The organism is Proteus sp. MB838 (assembly GCF_054767435.1).
Genome location: NZ_BAABMO010000006.1, coordinates 65,427 through 87,222, shown reverse-complemented (window position 1 = coordinate 87,222; position 21,796 = coordinate 65,427). Strand labels below are relative to the sequence as shown.

The following is a 21,796-nucleotide window of genomic DNA, read 5'->3' as shown; positions in this document are numbered from 1 at the left end:
CTATTTTTTTATATGGAGAAGACCGATAATCATCCTAAAATGGAATAATGAATACTAATGGTTATCTCCCTCGTAAGAATTAAAAAGGAATAACATGTCTCAATCAGCTATCAATAATGATACTGCGGCTGCCATCAATCCATATTCACAAAAAGTGGCACACCTGCGTCAGCAAATTCTGAACATCTTTCTTGAAGATGACCGTTTTGTTGAAACAGTGTTAGGTGAAGCAAGTGAAAGTGATAGGCTGAGCCACCATGAACTTCATGAAAAAATCACCACTGTTAGAGAATTACTACAAGATCTACACGCGGCAGATATTGCAGATATTCTTGAAGCCCTTCCCTATGATGAACGTTTAGCCCTATGGCATTTGGTTGATAATAATGAGCGTGGTGCGGTTTTAGTCGAAGCCTCTGTCGCCGTTTGGGACAGCCTAATTAAAGATATGACGGATCGTGAATTATTACGCTCAGTCGCTTCTTTGCATGTGGATGAACAAGCCTATATTGCGGAGCATTTACCCCGTGATACCATGCGTCGTCTTTTGACCTATTTAGAACCAAGTCTGCGTAATAGGATCAGAGAAGTCCTGCAATATCCGAAGGATAGTGTTGGACAGATGATGGATTTTGAGTTTGTCACCGTGCGTGGCAACGTAACATTAAAAACGGTTCAACGTTATTTACGCCAACGTGGCTCTATTCCTGAAGCCACGGATAAAATTTTCGTTATTGATAATGCCAATCATCTGTTAGGTGAATTACCCTTAACCACAGTATTAACCCAGTCGCCGGATAAACGGGTCTCTGATGTCATGAAAACCGATACTGTCAGCTTTATGCCCGAAGAGAAAGGCGAAGATGCAGCGGGTGCGTTCGAACGTTATGACTTAATTTCGGCTGCAGTTGTTGATAGTAATGGCCTGTTAATGGGACGTTTAACCGTTGAAGATATCGTCGATAATATGCATGAAGAGAGCGATACCAACATTCGTCGTATGGGGGGGTTAAGCCCAGAAGAGGATGTATTCGCCCCTGTCGGGCAAGCGGTTAAAACACGTTGGACATGGCTTGCTATCAACTTATGTACTGCTTTTGTCGCTTCTCGTGTTATCGGTGTGTTTGAGCATACCATTTCCCAATTAGTCGCCTTAGCAACTTTAATGCCCATTGTTGCAGGTATTGGGGGAAATACCGGTAACCAAACCATTACTATGATTGTGCGTGCATTAGCACTACATCAAATTCAGACTGGTAGTTTCTCGTTCTTAATTTTAAGAGAGTTAGGTGTTGCCCTTATCAACGGTATTGTTTGGGGGGGAATAATGGGAGTTGTAACTTACTTCCTTTATGGTGATGTTGCGATGGGCGCCGTAATGACAATGGCCATGGTACTCAACCTATTAATGGCTGCCTTGATGGGAGTATTAATACCGATGACCATGATAAAACTGGGTAAAGATCCGGCTATTGGCTCAAGTGTGATGATCACCGCGATCACCGATACTGGTGGCTTCTTTATTTTCTTAGGCCTAGCCACTATTTTCTTAGTTTAACAAAACAGATAAAAACGCCACTGTAGAGTACATCACAGTGGCGTTTTTGTTTTTATAGATTTTTTAGGCTATTGTTGAAAGAAAGTAATAGACCAGTAGTAATGCGACAACAAGCGATACCATAAACGTTCTTCTTACCGCAACACTGACTGATAAATTATCTTGTTGCAGACTCCCATACAGCGTTTTTTTTAGTAGCAGACTACTAGCTAAAGCGACAACAAACACAGATGCAAATAGCACAATCGCGGTTAACAACACCGCACTTATCGAAATTGAATTCATCATTTCCCCCTGCTATATCCACCGACATCTGATGTAATTATAACCAGATAATGACGCTTTGAGATGATTTTTGCTGTTTTTCCCTATTTATCATTTAACTATTTAAAATCTATATTTTAAATAAAAATGCGTAACCACGCTTAAAACAACCAATTTTATTGACATTTAATATCAATAATTTTCAGTTTTAAGAAATTTAAAACCAATGAATAAATGAGTTTATTTTAGATGAATACCCCAAAAATAATGCCAATAACAGGTTATATTGCTACAAAACATCAATATTTATTAATTAATAATCTAATTATTATTTAATTAACAAGAAATAATAAATTAAAATAACGCTAATTTTATTATTTAATTCAATTTAGAAAAATTGAAATGATATTCAATAAATAGTTTTTTTAACCATAACTAATAAATGGAAATAAAGATAAGAACAAAACCTCTAATTTTATTAAAAAACTACACAAGAAAATAAAAACCGTCCTAAAAATCACAAAACAAACAAAACTTAGCATTAAAAACTACAGATGTTCACAATGACAACTTATCAAATTGTTTTATTTTATGCTCTTTACTTCATAAAGAGCTTCCTGATATAACTATTTACATCATTACAATATTATTCTTTCTTGTATAAAAGACGATAAATAACTTTTTAACGTTATTTATTGCCACCTTTGTGATCAACTTTTTTAAGAATTTTATTGATGGTTTGGTTATTTACTCTTTTTTATCACGATGATTAATATAGGTTGTTATTATGACATCACAATCACACTCCACTCAGCCGTTGAGTCAACCTACGGCAAGACCTTTAAACCGCAACGACTATAAAACGTTGGGTTTATCCTCACTAGGAGGAACATTGGAGTTCTATGATTTCGTGATCTTCGTGTTCTTTACGAAAACATTGAGCCATTTATTCTTTCCTGGTGATAACGCTTTTATCGCTCAGATGCAGACATTAGGTATTTTTGCTGCCGGTTATCTTGCTCGTCCTTTAGGTGGCATCATTATGGCTCACTATGGCGATATTATCGGCCGTAAACGTATGTTTACCTTAAGTATCTTTTTAATGGCTGTACCTACTTTGGTGATTGGCTTATTACCTACCTATGCCAGCATCGGTGTGGCTGCACCGTTATTACTGTTATTGATGCGTATTATGCAAGGGGCGGCTATCGGTGGTGAAATGCCCGGGGCTTGGGTATTTATTGCCGAACACACCCCGAAACAGCGTTATGGCTTAGGGGTGGGTACCTTAACATCCGGTATTACTGGTGGCATCTTATTAGGCTCTATCGTCGCTATTATTGTACAACGCAGCTATAGCGCTCAAGAAGTGAATGATTTTGCATGGCGAATTCCCTTTATTTTAGGTGGCATATTTGGCTTGATCTCGGTTTATTTACGTCGTTTTTTACAAGAAACACCTATCTTTAAAGAGATGGCGGCTAAAAAAGCCTTAGCACAAGAAATGCCGGTGGTTTCGGTTATCAAAAACCATAAACAAGCCTGCTTAATTACTGCAGCATTAACATGGTCTTTATCTACAGCTATTGTTGTTACTATTTTGATGACACCCAGTGTCATTGTTGAAGGGATCTACAAAATAGACAGAACAACATCGTTAGAAGCTAACTGTGTTGCCACCTTAACGCTGACCTTAGGATGTATCTTCTGGGGCTGGTTGGGGGATAAATTAGGAACCCGTGCATCCATGACCTTATCATGGGGTGGATTAATTGTTACCGCATTCCATTTTTATGGAAGCTTAGATGCCAATATGTCTGGTATCCAATTAGCATTTAACTATGGTTTGATGGGCTTTTTTGTCGGTGCAATTGCCACAACGCCAATTGTGAGTACTAGAGCATTTCCTCCTTCAATTCGTTTTTCTGGCCTCTCTTTTGCTTATAATATGGCCTATGCCGTATTTGGTGGCTTAACACCAATGTTAACGGGTGCTTGGTTGGAAAAAACGGCAATGGCAGGAGCTTATTATGTTGCAGCTGTTTCTGCATTAGCCATTGTTATCGCATTCTTACCTTTAGCTTATAAAGGCTGGATCGCGGTAAACACCAGCTCACGGGAAAAAGAGATAGCATTGCAAGTTGATAAAGTCGCTAGTTAATCGTTGCTAGCAAGAAATATTTTACTCTCCTTAGAATTTATTATTCACAACAACACCACCCTAATAGGTGGTGTTGTTGCATCAATATAATTAATCTAATCACTGTAGTTTATCTGAATTTAATCTTGTTATATATCAATCAATTGATAATACACAATTTGCTCTTTACCCTGTTAAAGAATATTTTTATATCGCAGGGAGTGCTTAAAGCTAAATGGTTAACAAAAAAAATTTGCATAAAGAATTGGCACAATTAGAAGCCGAAGGTCATATCCCCTATAAAATCCAAGAGGAAAACCAGCAAAAAAGATGGCAATGGAAACATTACACGTCAGGAGTGCACTATTTTGCACCTACAGATCCATTAGAAATGGGTCGCTACAATGATCCAACAGGCATAACGGGAATATGCTATACCGCTGATTATGCAGTTGTAGCTATTGCTGAATCATTAGGACGTCACTATCAACATAATAAGGCTTTTATTTTAGGTCTTAGTGATCTAAAAAAAGCTCAGATATACACACTTGCAACTACACGTAAAACAAAACTTATTGATATACCAAAGTTACAGGGCATATTGCATATCACTGCAGACCAAGTCATGGGGAAAAGTTATGACATTACTCAGAATATTGTTGATTGGGCAGCCAATACCCCAGGGCTTGATTATGATGGTATAACCTACTCTTCAAGGCATTACTATGGAATGTGTACAGCCTTTTGGTGTAGAAAACATATTATCCCTCCTCTTGTTGATATTTCTCACTGCTCCCTTGATTTATACACAGATTGTAAAAAAGAAAATTTTCCGCAAAATTGGCCCTATCAAGACATTACAGGACTTGAGATCATTACTGAAACATTACATTTTAAGATCAACGATAATGAGTAGATTTTTATTAGTTTGAAATATGTTTTCCAAAAAGTTTAGCTTGATGAATAATTTCTTGCATTTGTTCACTCATGCGTCCATATTTTTTAAGCGCATCAATAACATTAATATCTTGTTCATCCTCAAAAAAATACATACTCGTTAAAAATGATACTTTTGTTGTTGAGCTTAAACTATCCAATAAAATTAAGATCTCATCTAATCCATCCACTAATCGATTACCATCAAATTGAAAAATAGGTAATCGATATTCTCCTCCCACTTTAACCGCTAATAGTTTATTAGCCTTTAACCGATTATTAATCGTTTGACGTTTTACTCCCAAAATAGCTGCAGCTTGGCTAGCTCTACATGTGCCTCCAAGCTCTTTTAGCCGTTCAGAAAACTTAATAGCGCCTTCGTTTAAACGGGCTATTTTACGTTGTTCTCTTGGTGAAATTGCAGACGAACGTATCAGTTGAGTTTCAAAAATTAACTGAGCCAATTCGTTATCACTCATTTTTAAAGCACTTGCTAAACTTTTCTTCTCTGCTAATTCATTAACCAATTCTTTTGTAAGAACAGTCATTCTTTCTAGAACAGCCACTCTCTCTACCGATAATTGTTGTGATGTTCGTTTTTGTATTACGCTGTTCATACCCACCTCTCTTTTACATTTTATTCATTATATAGTGAGTAAAGTGTATAAAACAAGTATAAATAAAAAACAACATTATCAAGTACTATAGATATTTTTTGTTAAAATTAACTTTATTTTTAAATAGATATAAAAAAGGATGCCCTAAGGCATCCTTTTATTGTCTGACAATAAATTTCACATATTACTGTGTCATTTTACTCAGCATAGGGGCAGTAAATAGCATTAACAGTGCAATAACACCTGTTACGATACCTATTTGTAAAAATACACTGCTATAAATTTCTAATGATGCGTGTGCATTTTGTACGTCTTCAGGAACGGCCATTAAGCTTGCCACTTTACCAGCAATAATTGCAGCTGCCGCAGATGTTAAGAACCATGCGCCCATAATAAAGCCCATTAAACGCTGTGGCACTAGTTGGGCCACCATCGCAAGACCTAATCCTGAGATCATCAGCTCACCAATACTTTGAAAGCCATAACTGGCAACAAGCCACCATGATGAAACGATACCAGCTTCATTTGCCATACTCGCCCCCAATGGTAATACTAAGAATGCAGTTGCACTCAAAAACATTCCCACTGTGAATTTATAAGGCATGGGTAATTTATCACCCATAAAGTTATATATAGCAGCCAATAATGGACTAGCTAGCATGATCCAAAATGGGTTAAGTGATTGAAATTGCTCTGGCTCAACACTAAAGCCTAAAATAGCGTGTTCAACATTATGGATTGCAAAAAAGTTTAATGATGTTGGCATTTGATCATAAAGAACAAAAAATACCACGGCTTCCACCATCAGTAAGAAAGCGACGATCATTTTACGCCGTGCAACCCCTTTCATCATAAAAGTTTCACGGGCAAAAATCAGGATAATACCTAATGAAATAATCACTAAAGACCATGTTGCCACTTCATTATTATGTAATAACCACGTTGATACTGCCGTTAAAGCAACAATCCCCACCAGCGTTAATAACAGTTTCAGGTAGTTTAGTGGCTCAAAGTCAGGCCTAGAGCCTTTATCTTTGATCCAACCGCGACATAGCATAAAGTTTGCCAGTGTGATCAACATCCCCACCACACTTAATGCGAAAGCGACATCCCAACCATAATTCGCCGCTAACCATGGTGTCGCTAACATGGATAAAAATGATCCCACATTAATCGACATATAGTACATGGTAAATGCACCATCTAATTGTGGATCATCTTTCTCATAACAGGTGGCTAATAAAGAGGAAGGATTGGCTTTAAATAAACCATTACCCACCGCAATAGTGGCTAATCCCCAGTAAATCATATCTTTATCATGATCGGAGAAAGCAACCATGGCATAACCAATTGCCAGCACAATAGCCCCTAGGACAATAACCCTTTTTGTCCCGAGAATTTTATCGCCAAGCCAGCCACCAATTGCCACAAAGCCATAAACTAATGCGGTAAATGCGGCAAAAACAGTGATAGCTTCCGCCTCACTCATACCCAGCATTTTAACCAGATAAACGGCCATGATCCCTTGTAAGCCGTAATATCCAAAACGTTCCCATAATTCGATTGAGAAGATGAGATAAAATGCACGAGGCTGTTTAAACGCATTCAGACTCGGTTTCTGTTCATCTTCAGGTGTGTTTGCAGTTGACACTAAAAACCTCTAGTTATTCTATTATGCCCTTATTTTTGGGCTGCTTTTACCAAAAACATTGTGATTCAAGACAGAGTTAAAGCGCGGTGTTATTCATACTGAATTGTTATTCTTAACAAAGAGTTCAACACAGAGAAAAACAAGGTTGGCATTCTATCACCGGAAAGAATAATTATCTAAGAATTATAACTAACTATTGCGTTTTATCATAGTTGACGCCATTTGTACAAAATAGTTATGCGTTCAAAAAATCAACAAACAAAATAACTCACTGATTATTAATCATTTATTTTATGCTGGTTTATTCATCATCACTATTTGACATCCTCCACGCCCCAAAGGACGTGGATCCCTACTGCGTTCAGACTGATGTCTGAATCACCTCGGCGGGTTCCTGCTTCGACGGGCGGTCTGACTGCACCCTCCCTCCACAGGCAAGCACGGCATGTCCTGCCGCTAAAATGTTACGTGCCCCGTTGATATCAGCATTCGCTGTATATCCACATTCAAGGCACTCGAATTGACTTTGTGACTGGCGGTTTTCCTTTGCTGTATGACCACAGTAAGCGCACTTCTGACTGGTGTAGGCTGGTGGTATTGCCAGTACCTGACCACCTCGCCAGAGCTGCTTGTACTCAAGCTGACGGCGCATTTCATACCAGCCCTGCTCCAGTATTGCGCGGTTTAAACCAGATTTAGCTTTTACGTTCCGTCCATGCCGTTCTGTCGTACCTTTTGCCGATTTAGACATGTTACTGACCTTTAAGTCCTCAATGACAATCATTGCGTGGTTTTTGCTGATTTCGCTGGTGACTTTGTGAAGGTAGTCTTTCCTGATATTGGCAATATGAGAATGCAGACGTTGAATTTTGCGCTTTTGTTTTTGCCAGTTGGCACTGAATTTGATTTTACGGCTTAATTTCCGTTGAAGCCTTGCCAGCTTTCGCTGGTTTACTTTAAAACTGCTGACGGGCGGGTATACCGTACCGTCTGAAAGCGTGGCCAGCTTTGTAACCCCTGCATCAAGCCCGACTATTGAGGTTGATTCATGTTGTGGTTCTGTCGCTTCATGCTCAGTCTGAATGCTGACGTACCATTTACCGCATGACTGACTGACCGTGACGTTTCTCACGTCTCCGACGACTTCACGACTGTTGCGGTAGCGCATCCATCCCAACTTTGGCAATGATATACGACTATTGGATTGATCCAGCTTCACGCCCTGCGGGTAGCGAAAAGCGTCATTTTTACCGCGTTTCTTGAATCGTGGAAAAGCGGTACGCTTCTGGAAAAAATTCTTGTAAGCCCGTTCCAAATCTTTCAGTGACTGTTGTAACGGTTGTGATGGGGCTTCCTTCAACCATTGTGTCTCTGTATCAGATTTCCACTCAATGATCCATGAAGCCATTTTTGTATAGGGAATGTATTTATTCCCTGCTTCGTAATTCTCATTCTGACGTGCTAATGCCCGATTGAAAACAAAACGACAAGCCCCTGCAAAGCGTCTCATCTCACGCTCTTGCTGACCATTGGGTCTTAACTGGAATTTAAAGGCTTGTAGACGTTTCATATTACCTATTATACTTTGGTCTATGAAAAATAAAACTAATATTCGCCTTGGCAGACATTGTGTATTCCTGATGCACGTCCATTTGGTCTTTGTCACAAAATACCGGCGAAAAATATTTGTTTAGGATGCAATTGAAAAATTGCGAGGCTACTTTGCCAGTGTTTGTGCTGATTTTGATGTTGAACTGGTTGAAATGGATGGGGAACGGGGTCACGTTCATTTACTGATTAATTACCTGCCAAAACTGGCGATATCTAATCTGGTTAACAGCCTTAAAGGGGTATCGAGTCGATTACTTCGACGTGATCGTCCTGATATTGCCCAACGTGATTACTACAAGGGGGTTCTTTGATCGCCGAGTTATTTCGCGCGGAGTTGTGGTGGCGCACCAATATCTATTATCCGCCAGTACATTGAGCAACAGGAAACACCGAGTTAGTTAAAAAACCGCGCCTTATATCCCCGACCTGAAGGACGGAGTTTTACGGTGCTTTGGATAAAAATAAAGTGCGCCGAGATAGCTAGCTAGAAATCGTTTTTCTCTTTATAAAAAAGAGATAACTCCAGCATATTATTGCTAAGTGACAACAACTGATTAGAATATAATCAATAAACACATTCCTTGACTCAATTTTCATATTTCCTCCATTTTTACCCCTAAAGAAATAGGTAGAATGTCATAATTGATTGTGTCATTTCATTTTTTCTCAATTAGCGAGTTGTCAGTAGGATCACCAACGCAATGAATAACAACAAAAAGACCAAAAAAAGATTTTCTCTTATTATCACCCTGCTTATTGTTATCGCTGGCGCTATCGCCTATTGGCAATACTCTTCAAACAACAGCGCACCTCCTGTGAGTAAAGATACCCCTACTGCGAATACACCAAATAGAAGTACAGCTGGCTCAAGACGACCACCGATGCCTCCTGTACAAGTGGCGACATCTGCACAAGAAGATGTGCCGCAATTTTTAACTGCTTTAGGTACAGTGAAAGCCGTCAATAGTGTGACCGTGACAAGCCGTGTGGAAGGGCAATTAATGGCGTTGCATTTCACCGAAGGCCAACAAGTGAATCAAGGCGATTTGTTAGCAGAAATCGACCCACGTCCTTTTGAAGTGCAATTAGCGCAAGCTAAAGGGCAATTGGCAAAAGATCAGGCCACACTGGCAAATGCGCGCCTTGATTTAGCTCGCTACCAAAAACTGGCAAAGACCCATTTGGTTTCACAACAAGAATTAGACAACCAAGCGGCTTTAGTCAAACAGTCTGAAGCCAGTATTAGTATCGATAAAGCAGCAATTAATAATGCACAATTACAATTAACCTATAGCAAAATAACGGCCCCTATTTCAGGACGGGTGGGATTAAAGCAGGTTGATGTCGGTAACTATATTTCTGGTGGCTCATCTACGCCAATTGTCGTTATTAACCAGATGGATCCTGTTGATGTACTCTTTACATTACCAGAGCAAGATCTATCACAGGTTATCTTAGCCCGTAAAAATAGCCCTACATTACCTGTTATTGCATTAGACAGAAATAATAAAATTGAATTAGCACAAGGGACTCTATTTAGTGTTGATAATCAAATTGATGCCACTACAGGGACTATCAAATTAAAAGCCCGTTTTCCTCAACAAGAAAGTACGCTATTTCCCAATCAATTTGTCAATATTCGTTTATATGTCACTACATTAGAAAAAGCGGTAGTGATCCCCAATGCAGCATTACAAATGGGAAATGAAGGACACTTTGTTTGGGTTGTTGATGAGGAAAACAAAGTCAGCAAACTCGCTGTTGAGGTTGCATCACAAAATGCAGATAAAGTTGTCATTGCCTCAGGGTTATCCGCTAATCAACGTGTTGTCACCGATGGTGTGGATAGATTAACGCAAGGTGCCAAAGTCGAGATTGTAACACCGCTGGCACCTAAAGCTAAAACCACTGATCCCGTTGTTGCGGAGAAAGCATAATGAGCGAAAAAATACCCGCTACAGGTGGTGGGCCATCTCGTTTATTTATTTTACGTCCAGTGGCAACAACGCTGTTTATGGTCGCGATTTTATTAGCAGGAATAGTCGGTTATCGTATGCTGCCAGTATCGGCATTGCCTGAAGTTGATTATCCGACCATTCAAGTCGTCACACTCTATCCTGGGGCAAACCCCGAGGTGATGACCTCTGCGGTAACAGCACCGTTAGAGCGTCAATTTGGACAGATGTCAGGCTTAAAACAGATGTCCTCACAAAGTTCAGGTGGGGCATCAGTCATTACATTGATGTTCCAACTCACATTACCGTTAGATGTCGCAGAGCAAGAAGTACAAGCGGCCATTAATGCAGCAACTAACTTATTACCTACTGATTTACCTTATCCGCCCATTTACAGCAAAGTAAATCCGGCTGATCCGCCAGTGCTAACCTTAGCCGTCACCAGTTCTGTATTGCCGATGACACAGCTACAGGATATGGTAGAAACGCGAATATCGCAGAAAATATCGCAAGTTAACGGCGTTGGTTTAGTCTCTTTAGCCGGCGGACAACGCCCTGCTGTGCGCGTAAAATTGAATGCCCAAGCAGCCGCCTCTTATGGGTTAGATAGTGAAACAATCCGCGTGGCTATTAATAATGCCAATGTTAACTCTGCCAAAGGTAGCCTTGATGGCCCCACTCGCTCGGTAACGTTATCCGCCAACGATCAAATGAAATCATTAGATGATTATCGCAAACTGATTGTTAGCTATAAAAATGGCGCCCCCATCCGCCTTGCCGATATTGCCACCATTGAACAAGCCCCAGAAAATAACCAGCTTGGTGCTTGGGCCAATAATCAACAAGCCATTATTATCAATGTGCAACGCCAACCGGGTGTTAATGTTATTGAAACAACGGATAATATTCGTAATTTATTACCGGATTTAGTGTCTAATTTACCTAAGTCGGTAAATGTTGAGATCTTAACCGATAGAACCACGACCATTCGGGCATCAGTGAAAGATGTCCAGTTTGAACTGGGACTGGCGATTGCACTTGTGGTCATGGTTATCTATCTATTTTTACGTAATGGTGTTGCCACTCTTATTCCTAGCATTGCCGTCCCCCTCTCCTTAGTGGGTACTTTTGCGGTGATGTATTTTTGCGGTTTTTCTGTCAATAACCTCACCTTAATGGCACTTACCATTGCGACAGGCTTTGTGGTTGATGATGCCATTGTGGTGATAGAAAATATCTCCCGTTATCTAGAGCGAGGAGATAAGCCGTTAACCGCAGCCTTAAAAGGGGCGGGAGAAATCGGCTTTACTATTATCTCACTGACTTTTTCTTTAATTGCCGTACTGATCCCTCTGTTATTTATGGGAGATATTGTTGGTCGTTTATTTAGAGAGTTTGCCATTACCTTAGCCGTGGCGATTTTAATTTCCGCGGTAGTCTCTTTAACCTTAACGCCGATGATGTGCGCACGCTTACTTAAACCAGAAAGTCAAATTAAGCACAATCGTTTTGAAATGGCTTGTGAGCGCTTTTTTGAAAAGATGATCGCCGTGTATGCGGTTTGGTTAAAACGTGTATTAAATCATCAATGGATAACATTAGGCGTTGCCCTCAGTACATTAGCATTAACAGTTTTGCTCTATCTATTTATCCCTAAAGGCTTTTTCCCTTTACAAGATAATGGGTTACTACAAGGTACAATAGAAACCTCACAATCCATCTCTTATCAAGCGATGGTTGAAAAACAACAACAAGTGGTTGAGAAACTGATTGACGATCCGGCCGTTGAGAATATTGCGAGTTTTGTGGGTATCGATGGCAGTAATGCCACCCTCAATACAGGTCGCTTGCAAATTACCTTAAAACCCCTCGATCAACGTGATTCACGCATTGATGAAATTATTCCTCGTTTACAAGCACGAGTCGCATCTATTGCAGGTATTACACTCTATTTACAACCCACACAAGACTTAACTATTGATACACAAGTTTCCCGTACTCAATATCAATTTACCTTGCAAGCAACCTCGCTCGATGAGCTTGCCTATTGGGTGCCTAAATTATCACAGGCACTACAAGAGAGTCCGGAACTTACCGACATCAGCAGTGATTGGCAAGCTGATGGGATGATGGCCTATATCAATGTAGATAGAGATTCAGCCAGTCGCTTAGGGATCTCAATGAGTGCCATTGATAATGCGCTGTATAATGCCTTTGGACAGCGACTTATTTCAACGATTTACACCCAAGCAAATCAGTATCGTGTTGTCTTAGAACAAAATATGCACAATAGTGAAGGACTACAGGCACTTTCTGCAGTTCATTTAACCGGCAAAGAGGGTGCTATGGTGCCACTCTTATCTATTGCTTCTGTGGAGCAACGTCTCGCGCCTTTATCTATCAATCACCAAGAGCAATTTCCTGCTACCACATTCTCATTTAATGTCGCGAAAGACGCATCTCTTGAAGCTGCTGTTAATGCCGTTAAGCAAGCAGAAGAGCAAATTGCGATGCCAAAAGATATTACGACACAGTTTCAAGGGGCTACATTAGCTTTTGAAAGCGCCCTTTCCAGCACGCTGTGGCTTATCATTGCGGCCATCGTTGCTATGTATATTGTATTAGGCGTGTTATACGAAAGTTTTATTCACCCAATTACTATTTTATCTACCCTACCTACTGCAGGTGTCGGTGCATTATTGGCACTGATGGCAGCCGGTAATGAGCTAGATATTATTGCGATTATTGGCATCATTTTGTTGATTGGTATTGTTAAGAAAAATGCCATCATGATGATCGATTTCGCACTGGCCGCTGAAAGAGAACAAGGACTATCTCCTTACGAAGCAATTTATCAAGCTTGTCTGCTACGTTTTCGCCCTATTTTAATGACCGCTATGGCTGCGTTATTAGGTGCATTACCTTTAATGCTAAGCACTGGCGTAGGGGCTGAATTACGCCAACCATTAGGTGTATGTATGGTGGGGGGCTTAATTATGAGTCAAATACTCACCTTATTTACCACCCCTGTTATCTATTTGCTGTTTGATAAGTTATCACTTTACCTTAATCGCCATAAACGCGTTGAACATGATAATGGAGCGGTGTCATGAAGCTGTTTGCTCTATTTATTCAACGACCTGTTGCTACTACACTACTTAGCCTAGCCATTTCTCTTTGTGGTGCGTTAGGTTTTATGTTGTTACCTGTCGCACCACTGCCACAAGTTGATTATCCGGTCATTAATATTTATGCCTCATTACCGGGGGCATCACCTGAAACGATGGCTTCTTCTGTTGCCACTCCCCTTGAACGCTCCTTAGGGCGTATTGCGGGGATTGATGAGATGACGTCAAGTAGTGCTTTAGGTAGTACCAGTATCACATTAGTATTTGACTTAAATAAAGATATTAATACCGCAGCTAGAGATGTACAGGCTGCGTTAAATGCCTCACAAAGCCTATTACCTTCAGGTATGCCAAGTCGCCCGCGTTATTACAAATCAAATCCTTCTGATGCACCGATTATGATCTTAACGCTGACCTCAGAGACACAAAATACCGGTGAGCTTTATGATCTCGCATCAACACGCTTGGCACAAAAAATCTCGCAAATTGAAGGAGTGAGTGAAGTTTCCGTAGGGGGGGGGTTCACTGCCGGCTGTGCGTGTTGCACTCAATCCTGATGCGCTATTTAATCAAAATGTCAGTCTTGATGATGTACGCAAAGCCATTAGTCAATCCAATGTCAGAAGACCACAAGGCTTTATTCATAATGATGAAAATCGTTGGCAGATACAAACTAACGATGAGTTAAGCAAAGCTCAAGATTATCGCCCAATTATTGTGCATTATAATCAAGATGCTATCGTGCGTTTAAGTGATGTTGCCCAAGTGACAGACTCTGTACAAAACGCACGGGCGGCAGGAATGAGTGGTGGTGAACCGGCTATTTTACTGGTTATTCGCCGTGAAGCAGGCGCCAATATCATCGAAACTGTCAACCGCATTCGTGATGAACTCCCCGAATTACGTGAGCTACTCCCTGCCAGTGTCAATTTAAAGGTAGCTCAAGATAGAACCCCCACTATTCGTGCCTCATTAGCAGAAGTTGAACGCGCATTAGCGATTGCCGTGGGACTGGTTATTTTAGTGGTATTCTTATTTCTACGTTCAGGGCGTGCTACCTTGATCCCCGCTGTTGCCGTACCCGTTTCATTAATTGGTACTTTTTCAGCCATGTATTTATGTGGCTTTAGCTTAAACAATCTATCATTAATGGCATTAACGGTTGCAACCGGCTTTGTCGTGGATGATGCGATTGTCGTACTCGAAAATATCTCTCGCCATATCGAAAATGGCTTAAAACCTAAACAAGCCGCCCTAAAAGGGGTTAGCGAAGTGGGCTTTACGGTACTTTCAATGAGTATTTCATTGGTGGCGGTATTTATTCCTCTCTTGTTGATGGATGGCCTTGTCGGACGACTTTTTAAAGAGTTTGCCATTACCTTAACCACCGCGATTGGGATCTCTTTATTTGTCTCCTTAACATTAACCCCAATGATGTGTGCCCATTTATTAAAAGGCATAAAACCCAAAGCACAGTCACATTTACGCGGATTTGGTAAGTTAATTTTTCGCTTACAACAAGGTTACAGTGTCACACTACAAGCGGCATTACGGCATAAACGCTGGATCATGGCTATTTTTATTACCACCTTAGGACTGAATACTTATTTATATATCAGTGCGCCGAAAACCTTCTTTCCAGATCAAGATACCGGTCGTTTAATGGGATTTGTACGTGCAGACCAAAGTATTTCATTCCAATCGATGAAAGAAAAAATGACCCGTTTTATGCAGGAGATTAATGCAGATAAAGATGTTGATAGCGTCACGGGATTTACGGGGGGAGGACGTATTAATAGTGGATTTATGTTTATTTCACTTAATCCGCTCTCAGAGCGCACAGATAGTGCAAATCAAGTGATCAATCGCCTTCGTATCAAACTGGCTAATGAACCCGGTGCAACACTATTTTTAATGCCTGTACAAGATGTACGTGCTGGAGGACGCCAAGCTAATGCCAGTTATCAGTTTACTTTACTCGCTGATGATTTAAGTGAATTACGTAAATGGGAGCCATTAATACGTAAAGCGTTAGGCGAATTACCTGAGCTGGTTGATGTCAACTCAGATAAAGAAGATAAAGGTGCCGAAATGGCACTCACTTATGATCGCGATACTATGTCGCAATTAGGCATTAATGTCAGTGATGCCAATAATTTATTAAATAACGCCTTTGGACAGCGGCAGATCTCTACCATTTATGCCCCGCTAAATCAGTATAAAGTTGTGATGGAAGTGTCTGAACAATATACGCAAGATGTTTCTGCACTAGATAAAATGTATGTGATGAATACACAAGGTGAACGTATTCCATTATCTGCATTTGCCAGTTGGTATCCCGCTAATGCACCTTTAAGTGTTAATCACCAAGGGTTGTCTGCCGCCTCTACCATCGCTTTTAATGTGCCAGAGGGCTATACCTTATCTGATGCCATTAACGCCATTGAGCGAACCATGACAGAGTTAGGTGTACCTAACACGGTACGAGGCACCTTTGCGGGTACAGCGCAAATTTTTCAAGAAACCATTAAGTCACAGCTTATCTTGATCTTAGCGGCTATTGTCACCGTCTATATTGTCCTTGGTGTGCTTTATGAGAGCTATATTCATCCATTGACTATTTTATCCACATTGCCTTCTGCCGGTGTTGGCGCATTATTAGCACTGCGCTTGTTTGATACCCCCTTTAGCTTAATTGCTCTTATTGGCATTATGTTGTTAATTGGTATTGTGAAGAAAAATGCCATTATTATGGTGGATTTTGCAATTACGGCTCAACGAGAAGGAAAACTATCCGCTCAAGAAGCGATTATTCAAGCCAGTTTATTGCGTTTCCGCCCTATTATTATGACTACCTTAGCCGCGCTCTTTGGCGCTTTACCTCTGATGCTAAGTAGTGGTGATGGTGCGGAATTAAGGCAGCCATTAGGCATTACCATTGTGGGTGGCTTGCTTATGAGCCAATTATTAACCCTGTATACCACTCCGATTATCTATCTGTTTTTTGATGGTGTTCGCCAACGTTGGCAACAGCGACGCCATAACAAAAAAGAGGCAAATGCATGAAATTAAGAAGTAAGCTATTTTTGGTGATCTTCGCGACTTGCATGATAGTGGTATTTGCTATGCATATCGGTATTCGTAGTAGCTTCCAGCAGGGGTTTATTGGCTATATCAAGAAGAACAGTGAACAGCGGGCAACCTTGTTAGCCGAAGCATTAAGCGATCAATATCAATTAACCGGAGATTGGCGTTTTCTTAATCGAGATGATCGCTCTATTTATCAGATACTACGAACCATTGACCAAATAAGTCAAAGTGGTGAAGGCCCTGCCCCTCGAGGATGGCGTACTCAGTTTTGGATCGTCGATAAACAGATGAAACGCTTATTTGGCCATGATAATCAATTTCCCGCAGAAACCTTTAAAAAACCTATTACTTACCATGATGAAATTGTCGGCTGGGTGATTGTCAGTGCAGCGGATAAAATCAGCAACGAAGCAGATATTAGCTTTGATAAGCAACAGTTACGCACCAGTTGGATCATTGCCGGCTTAACGGTGCTTTTTGCGCTATTAATTACGTTAATACTGTCACGCAGCATGATCCGCCCAGTAAAGCGATTAGTGGAGGCAACCCATAAATTAGCCGCTGGCGATTTTGCTGTTCGCGTGACCCCAACCAATAAAGATGAAATCAGCCAGTTAGCAACGGATTTTAATCAACTTGCCAGTACACTGGAAAAAAATGAGCAAATTCGCCGTGATTATATGGCAGATATCTCCCATGAGTTACGTACGCCATTGGCTATCTTAAAAGGAGAGCTTGAAGCGTTACAAGATGGTGTAAGAAAGCCAACTGCAGAAACCTTAAATTCATTACTCTTTGAAGTAACAAATTTAACTAAACTGGTAAACGATCTACATCAGTTATCATTATCTGATAGAGGCTCTTTGACCTATCGTAAGGATTTTATTGATATTAATGAAATTATTTTGTTAGCTGTCGCCTCTTATCGGCATATTTATCAAGCCAAAGAGATTGCTTTACAGACTGATTTAGATGATAACGTCAAACTGATTGTACAAGCTGATCCGGATAGGTTGATCCAACTTTTTCATAATCTATTAGAAAACAGTGTTCGTTATACCAATTCTGGTGGTCAATTGCATATTAGTAGCAAAAGAGAACATAATAATGTGTTGATTGTGTGGGAAGATAGTGCCCCGGGGCTAGATAAAGCACAATATGAAGCGGTATTCCAACGTTTTTATCGGGCCGAAAGCTCTCGTAATCGTTCCAGCGGTGGCTCTGGTTTGGGGCTTGCGATTTGCGAAAATATTGTCGAAGCTCATAATGGTAAAATCACGGCTATACCATCCGCTATCGGTGGAGTAAAAATACTTATCGTATTACCTGTCTATTCTGAAGATAATTAAATTTTGCTCTATTGATTATACTGAATATTATTGTCCTAATTGATAACTATTGAGCCATATAGACAATGACCACGACCACATCTACATATTCAATTTTAATCGTTGAAGATGAGCCGAAATTGGCACAATTACTTATTGATTATCTTCAAGCATCTGATTATCAAACGCAGTGGCTGGCAGATGGTACTGAGGTTATACAACATATCAAACAATCTCATTACGATTTAGTACTGCTTGATCTGATGCTACCGGGTAAAGATGGCATTACCCTATGCAAAGAGTTACGTCAGTTCTCCGATATTCCTATTATTATGGTCACCGCAAAAACAGAAGAAGTAGACCGACTATTAGGGTTGGAAATTGGTGCTGATGACTATATTTGCAAACCTTATAGCCCTCGGGAAGTGGTTGCCCGTGTAAAAACATTATTGCGTCGCTATTATCGGCCACAGGATATTGTGCAAAATAGCGCCTTAGTTATTATTGATGAGCAGGCTTACCAAATTCAATATCATAATAAAATTCTTGATTTAACTACCGCTGAATTTCGTCTTATTAAAGCATTAGCTACACAACCGGGCAAAGTGTTAAGCCGTGACCAGTTAATGGATCATCTGTATGATGATTATCGCATCGTAACCGACCGTACTATTGATAGCCATATAAAAAACTTACGACGCAAACTTGAGCAACTTAACGATCAAATTGAATTTATTCGTTCAATTTATGGACAAGGCTATCGTTGGGAAACCGCAGCCTATCGTTTTCGATGATATTTTTTCAGGAATACATTGAACCTCGCTACAGTTAAGCGCTAGAATCCTCCCCTTTATGATATACCCTTACCTTTTGTGTAGGGGACTGACTTGAAATCAGAACCAGGAAATTAATCATGTTTACACCCGAATTGCTCTCTCCTGCAGGCTCATTAAAAAATATGCGCTATGCATTCGCTTATGGCGCAGACGCGGTCTATGCAGGTCAGCCTCGCTATAGTTTACGCGTACGTAATAATGAGTTTAACCACGAAAACCTTGCTAAAGGAATACAAGAAGCGCATGAATTAGGTAAACGCTTCTATGTTGTGGTTAACATCGCCCCCCATAATGCAAAATTAAAAACCTTTATCCGTGACTTAAAACCAGTTATTGATATGGGGCCTGATGCGCTGATTATGTCTGATCCGGGTTTGATCATGATGGTGCGTGAAGCTTTCCCTGATATGGATATCCACCTTTCAGTACAAGCTAACGCCGTTAACTGGGCTACCGTAAAATTCTGGCGTCAAATGGGCTTAACTCGCGTTATTCTTTCTCGTGAGCTATCTATTGACGAAATTGCAGAAATTCGTAAACAAGTCCCTGATATGGAGCTTGAAGTCTTCGTTCACGGGGCCTTGTGTATGGCTTATTCGGGTCGTTGCTTATTATCAGGCTATATCAATAAACGTGATCCAAACCAAGGTACATGCACAAATGCCTGCCGTTGGGAATACAAAGTTGAAGAAGGCAAAGAAGATGAAGTGGGGAATATTGTCGAGAAGTACCAACCTATCCCGGTAAAAAATGTTGAGCCAACGTTAGGTGTAGGTGCCCCCACTGATAAAGTGTTCTTAATTGAAGAAGCTAAACGTCCGGGTGAATATATGACTGCGTTCGAAGACGAACACGGTACTTATATTATGAACTCAAAAGATCTGCGCGCTATCGAACACGTTGAGCAATTAACTAAGATGGGTGTACATTCACTGAAAATTGAAGGTCGTACTAAATCTTTCTATTATTGCGCACGCACAGCACAGATGTATCGCCGTGCTATTGATGATGCTGTTGCAGGTAAGCCTTTCGATCCAACACTGCTGACAACGCTAGAAGGTTTGGCACACCGCGGTTATACCGAAGGTTTTTTACGTCGCCATACCCATGATGCCTACCAAACCTATGAATACGGCTATTCTGTATCAGATACACAACAGTTTGTAGGGGAATTTACAGGTAAACGTGTTAACGGTTTAGCTGAAGTGGATGTTAAAAATAAATTTATCTTAGGTGATAGCTTAGAGCTAATGACACCAACAGGAAATATTCAATTCACTTTAGATGCGTTATTTAATAAAAAACAACAGCCGACAGATGTTGCTCCGGGTAATGGCCATGTGGTTTATTTACCTGTTCCTGACGATGTTGATTTAAACTTTGCACTGCTTATTCGTAATCTGCCAGGAACGACAACCCGTCAACCTCATAAAATTGATGCGGTAGAAGTGAAGTAAATCATCATTATCTGATTTGATGTGGTCAATTTCAAAGATAGATCACATCAATACCTATTCATTTGCCGTATTATCTATTTCGAAAAATAAAGAACTAGAATGAATACAGTAAGACTAGGAACCACCTCCTTGGCAAATCCAATCTCCCTTGGATTTGCCTTTTCTTTTTTTATCCCCCGCTATTTTTATTATTATTTTTTGAGTAACGTAAATTGCTTTTGGCTTTGGTGATACTTTGTAAAAAAAATGGTAATTCGCCTAATATCCATTATCTTTAAATAAGTCATATTAATTAAGGAGTCATATTGATGGGCCAAATCAGTTTGCTGATTATCAATGGAAAAAACTCAGGCAATGAGGCTCTGCGACAAGCGGTTTATCAACAACGCAAGGAAGGTAATGATATCCAAGTCAGAGTGACATGGGAATCAAGTGATATTCAACGCTTTGTGCAAGAAGCACTACATATTCAAGCGCAAACCATTATCGCCGCAGGGGGTGATGGTACGATCAACAATGTCGCCTCTGAGCTGGTTCGTTTAGCCCCCTCTTCGCCCCCCGCGTTAGGCATTATCCCTTTAGGGACTGCAAATGATTTTGCCACCAGTGCACAAATCCCATTAGAGATGGACAAAGCGCTCAGTTTAGCGATTAAAGGTCGCGCCGTTCCTGTCGATATTATTAATGTGAACAAAACACATTACTTTATCAATATGGCCTCAGGTGGCTTTGGTACCAAGATCACCACTGAAACCCCTGAAGCACTAAAATCCGCCTTAGGTGGTGCTGCATATTTTATTAATGGTTTATTGCGTATTGATACCTTAAAAGCGGATCAATGCACCGTTGAAGCTGAAAATTTTCATTGGAAAGGTGAAGCTTTAATTATCGGTATTGGTAATGGACGCCAAGCGGGAGGTGGACAACAACTTTGCCCCGAAGCACTGATTAATGACAATAAACTCAATATTACCCTTGTTGAAGCCCGTGAATTGCTTCCTTCTCTATTAACCAGTCTGTTCGATCGTAAGAAAAATGACAAAATTATTGAGCGAGAAAGTGATTGGGTCACTATTAGTGCGGCTCATGAAATGGTATTTAATTTAGATGGTGAACCCCTTTTAGGGGATAAATTTGAATTTATTGTACTACCTGAAGCGATCCACTGCCGGTTACCGCCCCAATGTGACTTGTTATCTTAATGTAGATAAATGACAATCACTAT

Annotated in this window: 13 protein-coding genes and 2 pseudogenes; 11 read left to right on the top strand and 4 right to left on the bottom strand. The window is 40.4% G+C overall.

The annotated features are described in order from the left end of the window. The first annotated feature begins 94 nt into the window (after positions 1 to 94). Positions 95 to 1,558, top strand: coding sequence for a magnesium transporter (gene mgtE / locus ACYUCW_RS04305; protein WP_012368037.1), 1,464 nt, complete (start codon positions 95 to 97; stop codon positions 1,556 to 1,558). A 63-nt stretch (positions 1,559 to 1,621) separates the two neighbouring features. On the opposite strand, the gene ACYUCW_RS04300 is transcribed toward mgtE, so the two are convergent. Next, entirely contained in the window at positions 1,622 to 1,843 is a 222-nt protein-coding gene (locus ACYUCW_RS04300) for a hypothetical protein (RefSeq protein WP_063215491.1), read from the bottom strand. A gap of 766 nt (positions 1,844 to 2,609) precedes the next feature. On the opposite strand from ACYUCW_RS04300, the gene ACYUCW_RS04295 reads away from it, so the two are divergent. Next, the gene (locus tag ACYUCW_RS04295) at positions 2,610 to 3,983 is read left to right on the top strand and encodes an MFS transporter (protein ID WP_004248292.1); all 1,374 of its coding nucleotides are present in this window, start codon (positions 2,610 to 2,612) and stop codon (positions 3,981 to 3,983) included. Positions 3,984 to 4,197: 214 nt separating this feature from the next. Then, on the top strand, positions 4,198 to 4,878 hold the full coding sequence (locus tag ACYUCW_RS04290) for an RES domain-containing protein (protein ID WP_004248293.1): 681 nt from the start codon (positions 4,198 to 4,200) through the stop codon (positions 4,876 to 4,878). Between the two features lie 7 nt (positions 4,879 to 4,885). Here ACYUCW_RS04290 and ACYUCW_RS04285 read toward each other — a convergent pair whose 3' ends face one another. The 3 genes from ACYUCW_RS04285 to ACYUCW_RS04275 form a co-directional block, all read right to left on the bottom strand. After that, positions 4,886 to 5,515: a helix-turn-helix domain-containing protein gene (locus ACYUCW_RS04285; protein WP_004248294.1), complete on the bottom strand. Its 630-nt coding sequence runs from the start codon at positions 5,513 to 5,515 to the stop codon at positions 4,886 to 4,888. A 184-nt stretch (positions 5,516 to 5,699) separates the two neighbouring features. Then, on the bottom strand, positions 5,700 to 7,166 hold the full coding sequence (dtpA, locus tag ACYUCW_RS04280) for a dipeptide/tripeptide permease DtpA (RefSeq protein ID WP_163748886.1): 1,467 nt from the start codon (positions 7,164 to 7,166) through the stop codon (positions 5,700 to 5,702). A gap of 361 nt (positions 7,167 to 7,527) precedes the next feature. Beyond that, positions 7,528 to 8,736 carry an RNA-guided endonuclease InsQ/TnpB family protein gene (locus tag ACYUCW_RS04275; RefSeq protein WP_285236047.1) on the bottom strand — a complete coding sequence of 403 codons (1,209 nt, stop codon included), beginning with the start codon at positions 8,734 to 8,736 and terminating at the stop codon, positions 7,528 to 7,530. A 22-nt stretch (positions 8,737 to 8,758) separates the two neighbouring features. On the opposite strand from ACYUCW_RS04275, the pseudogene tnpA reads away from it, so the two are divergent. The 8 genes and pseudogenes from tnpA to yegS all read left to right on the top strand — a co-directional run bounded on the left by tnpA (position 8,759) and on the right by yegS (position 21,773). Further along, positions 8,759 to 9,175 (top strand): annotated as a pseudogene (tnpA, locus tag ACYUCW_RS04270) (IS200/IS605 family transposase). A 303-nt stretch (positions 9,176 to 9,478) separates the two neighbouring features. Then, positions 9,479 to 10,714, top strand: coding sequence for an MdtA/MuxA family multidrug efflux RND transporter periplasmic adaptor subunit (locus ACYUCW_RS04265; protein WP_004243444.1), 1,236 nt, complete (start codon positions 9,479 to 9,481; stop codon positions 10,712 to 10,714). Continuing rightward, complete coding sequence (locus tag ACYUCW_RS04260) at positions 10,714 to 13,845, top strand: MdtB/MuxB family multidrug efflux RND transporter permease subunit (RefSeq protein ID WP_460408233.1); 3,132 nt, start codon at positions 10,714 to 10,716, stop codon at positions 13,843 to 13,845. Before ACYUCW_RS04265 ends, ACYUCW_RS04260 begins: the two co-directional genes overlap by 1 nt. Next, a pseudogene (gene mdtC / locus ACYUCW_RS04255) lies at positions 13,842 to 16,926 on the top strand (multidrug efflux RND transporter permease subunit MdtC). The gene ACYUCW_RS04260 and the pseudogene mdtC overlap by 4 nt, the downstream one beginning before the upstream one ends. Further along, positions 16,923 to 18,299: an envelope stress sensor histidine kinase BaeS gene (gene baeS, locus ACYUCW_RS04250; RefSeq protein ID WP_460408232.1), complete on the top strand. Its 1,377-nt coding sequence runs from the start codon at positions 16,923 to 16,925 to the stop codon at positions 18,297 to 18,299. Before mdtC ends, baeS begins: the two are co-directional and overlap by 4 nt. Positions 18,300 to 18,364: 65 nt before the next feature. Beyond that, positions 18,365 to 19,072 carry an envelope stress response regulator BaeR gene (gene baeR, locus ACYUCW_RS04245; RefSeq protein ID WP_004243449.1) on the top strand — a complete coding sequence of 236 codons (708 nt, stop codon included), beginning with the start codon at positions 18,365 to 18,367 and terminating at the stop codon, positions 19,070 to 19,072. Between the two features lie 119 nt (positions 19,073 to 19,191). Continuing rightward, positions 19,192 to 20,571 (top strand): prephenate-dependent tRNA uridine(34) hydroxylase TrhP, encoded by a 1,380-nt coding sequence (gene trhP, locus ACYUCW_RS04240; RefSeq protein WP_004243450.1) that lies wholly within the window; start codon positions 19,192 to 19,194, stop codon positions 20,569 to 20,571. 308 nt (positions 20,572 to 20,879) lie between these two features. Further along, positions 20,880 to 21,773 carry a lipid kinase YegS gene (yegS, locus tag ACYUCW_RS04235; protein WP_004243451.1) on the top strand — a complete coding sequence of 298 codons (894 nt, stop codon included), beginning with the start codon at positions 20,880 to 20,882 and terminating at the stop codon, positions 21,771 to 21,773. The last annotated feature ends 23 nt before the right edge of the window (positions 21,774 to 21,796 follow it).

Bases quoted from the DNA above. Each gene is read 5' to 3' on its own strand.
- ACYUCW_RS04285 (WP_004248294.1), bottom strand. From the start codon at position 5,515: ATGAACAGCGTAATACAAAAACGAACATCACAACAATTATCGGTAGAG.
- ACYUCW_RS04275 (WP_285236047.1), bottom strand. From the start codon at position 8,736: ATGAAACGTCTACAAGCCTTTAAATTCCAGTTAAGACCCAATGGTCAG.
- baeR (WP_004243449.1), top strand. From the start codon at position 18,365: ATGACCACGACCACATCTACATATTCAATTTTAATCGTTGAAGATGAG.
- ACYUCW_RS04300 (WP_063215491.1), bottom strand. From the start codon at position 1,843: ATGAATTCAATTTCGATAAGTGCGGTGTTGTTAACCGCGATTGTGCTA.
- trhP (WP_004243450.1), top strand. From the start codon at position 19,192: ATGTTTACACCCGAATTGCTCTCTCCTGCAGGCTCATTAAAAAATATG.
- ACYUCW_RS04290 (WP_004248293.1), top strand. From the start codon at position 4,198: ATGGTTAACAAAAAAAATTTGCATAAAGAATTGGCACAATTAGAAGCC.
- mgtE (WP_012368037.1), top strand. From the start codon at position 95: ATGTCTCAATCAGCTATCAATAATGATACTGCGGCTGCCATCAATCCA.
- ACYUCW_RS04265 (WP_004243444.1), top strand. From the start codon at position 9,479: ATGAATAACAACAAAAAGACCAAAAAAAGATTTTCTCTTATTATCACC.
- ACYUCW_RS04260 (WP_460408233.1), top strand. From the start codon at position 10,714: ATGAGCGAAAAAATACCCGCTACAGGTGGTGGGCCATCTCGTTTATTT.
- baeS (WP_460408232.1), top strand. From the start codon at position 16,923: ATGAAATTAAGAAGTAAGCTATTTTTGGTGATCTTCGCGACTTGCATG.
- ACYUCW_RS04295 (WP_004248292.1), top strand. From the start codon at position 2,610: ATGACATCACAATCACACTCCACTCAGCCGTTGAGTCAACCTACGGCA.
- yegS (WP_004243451.1), top strand. From the start codon at position 20,880: ATGGGCCAAATCAGTTTGCTGATTATCAATGGAAAAAACTCAGGCAAT.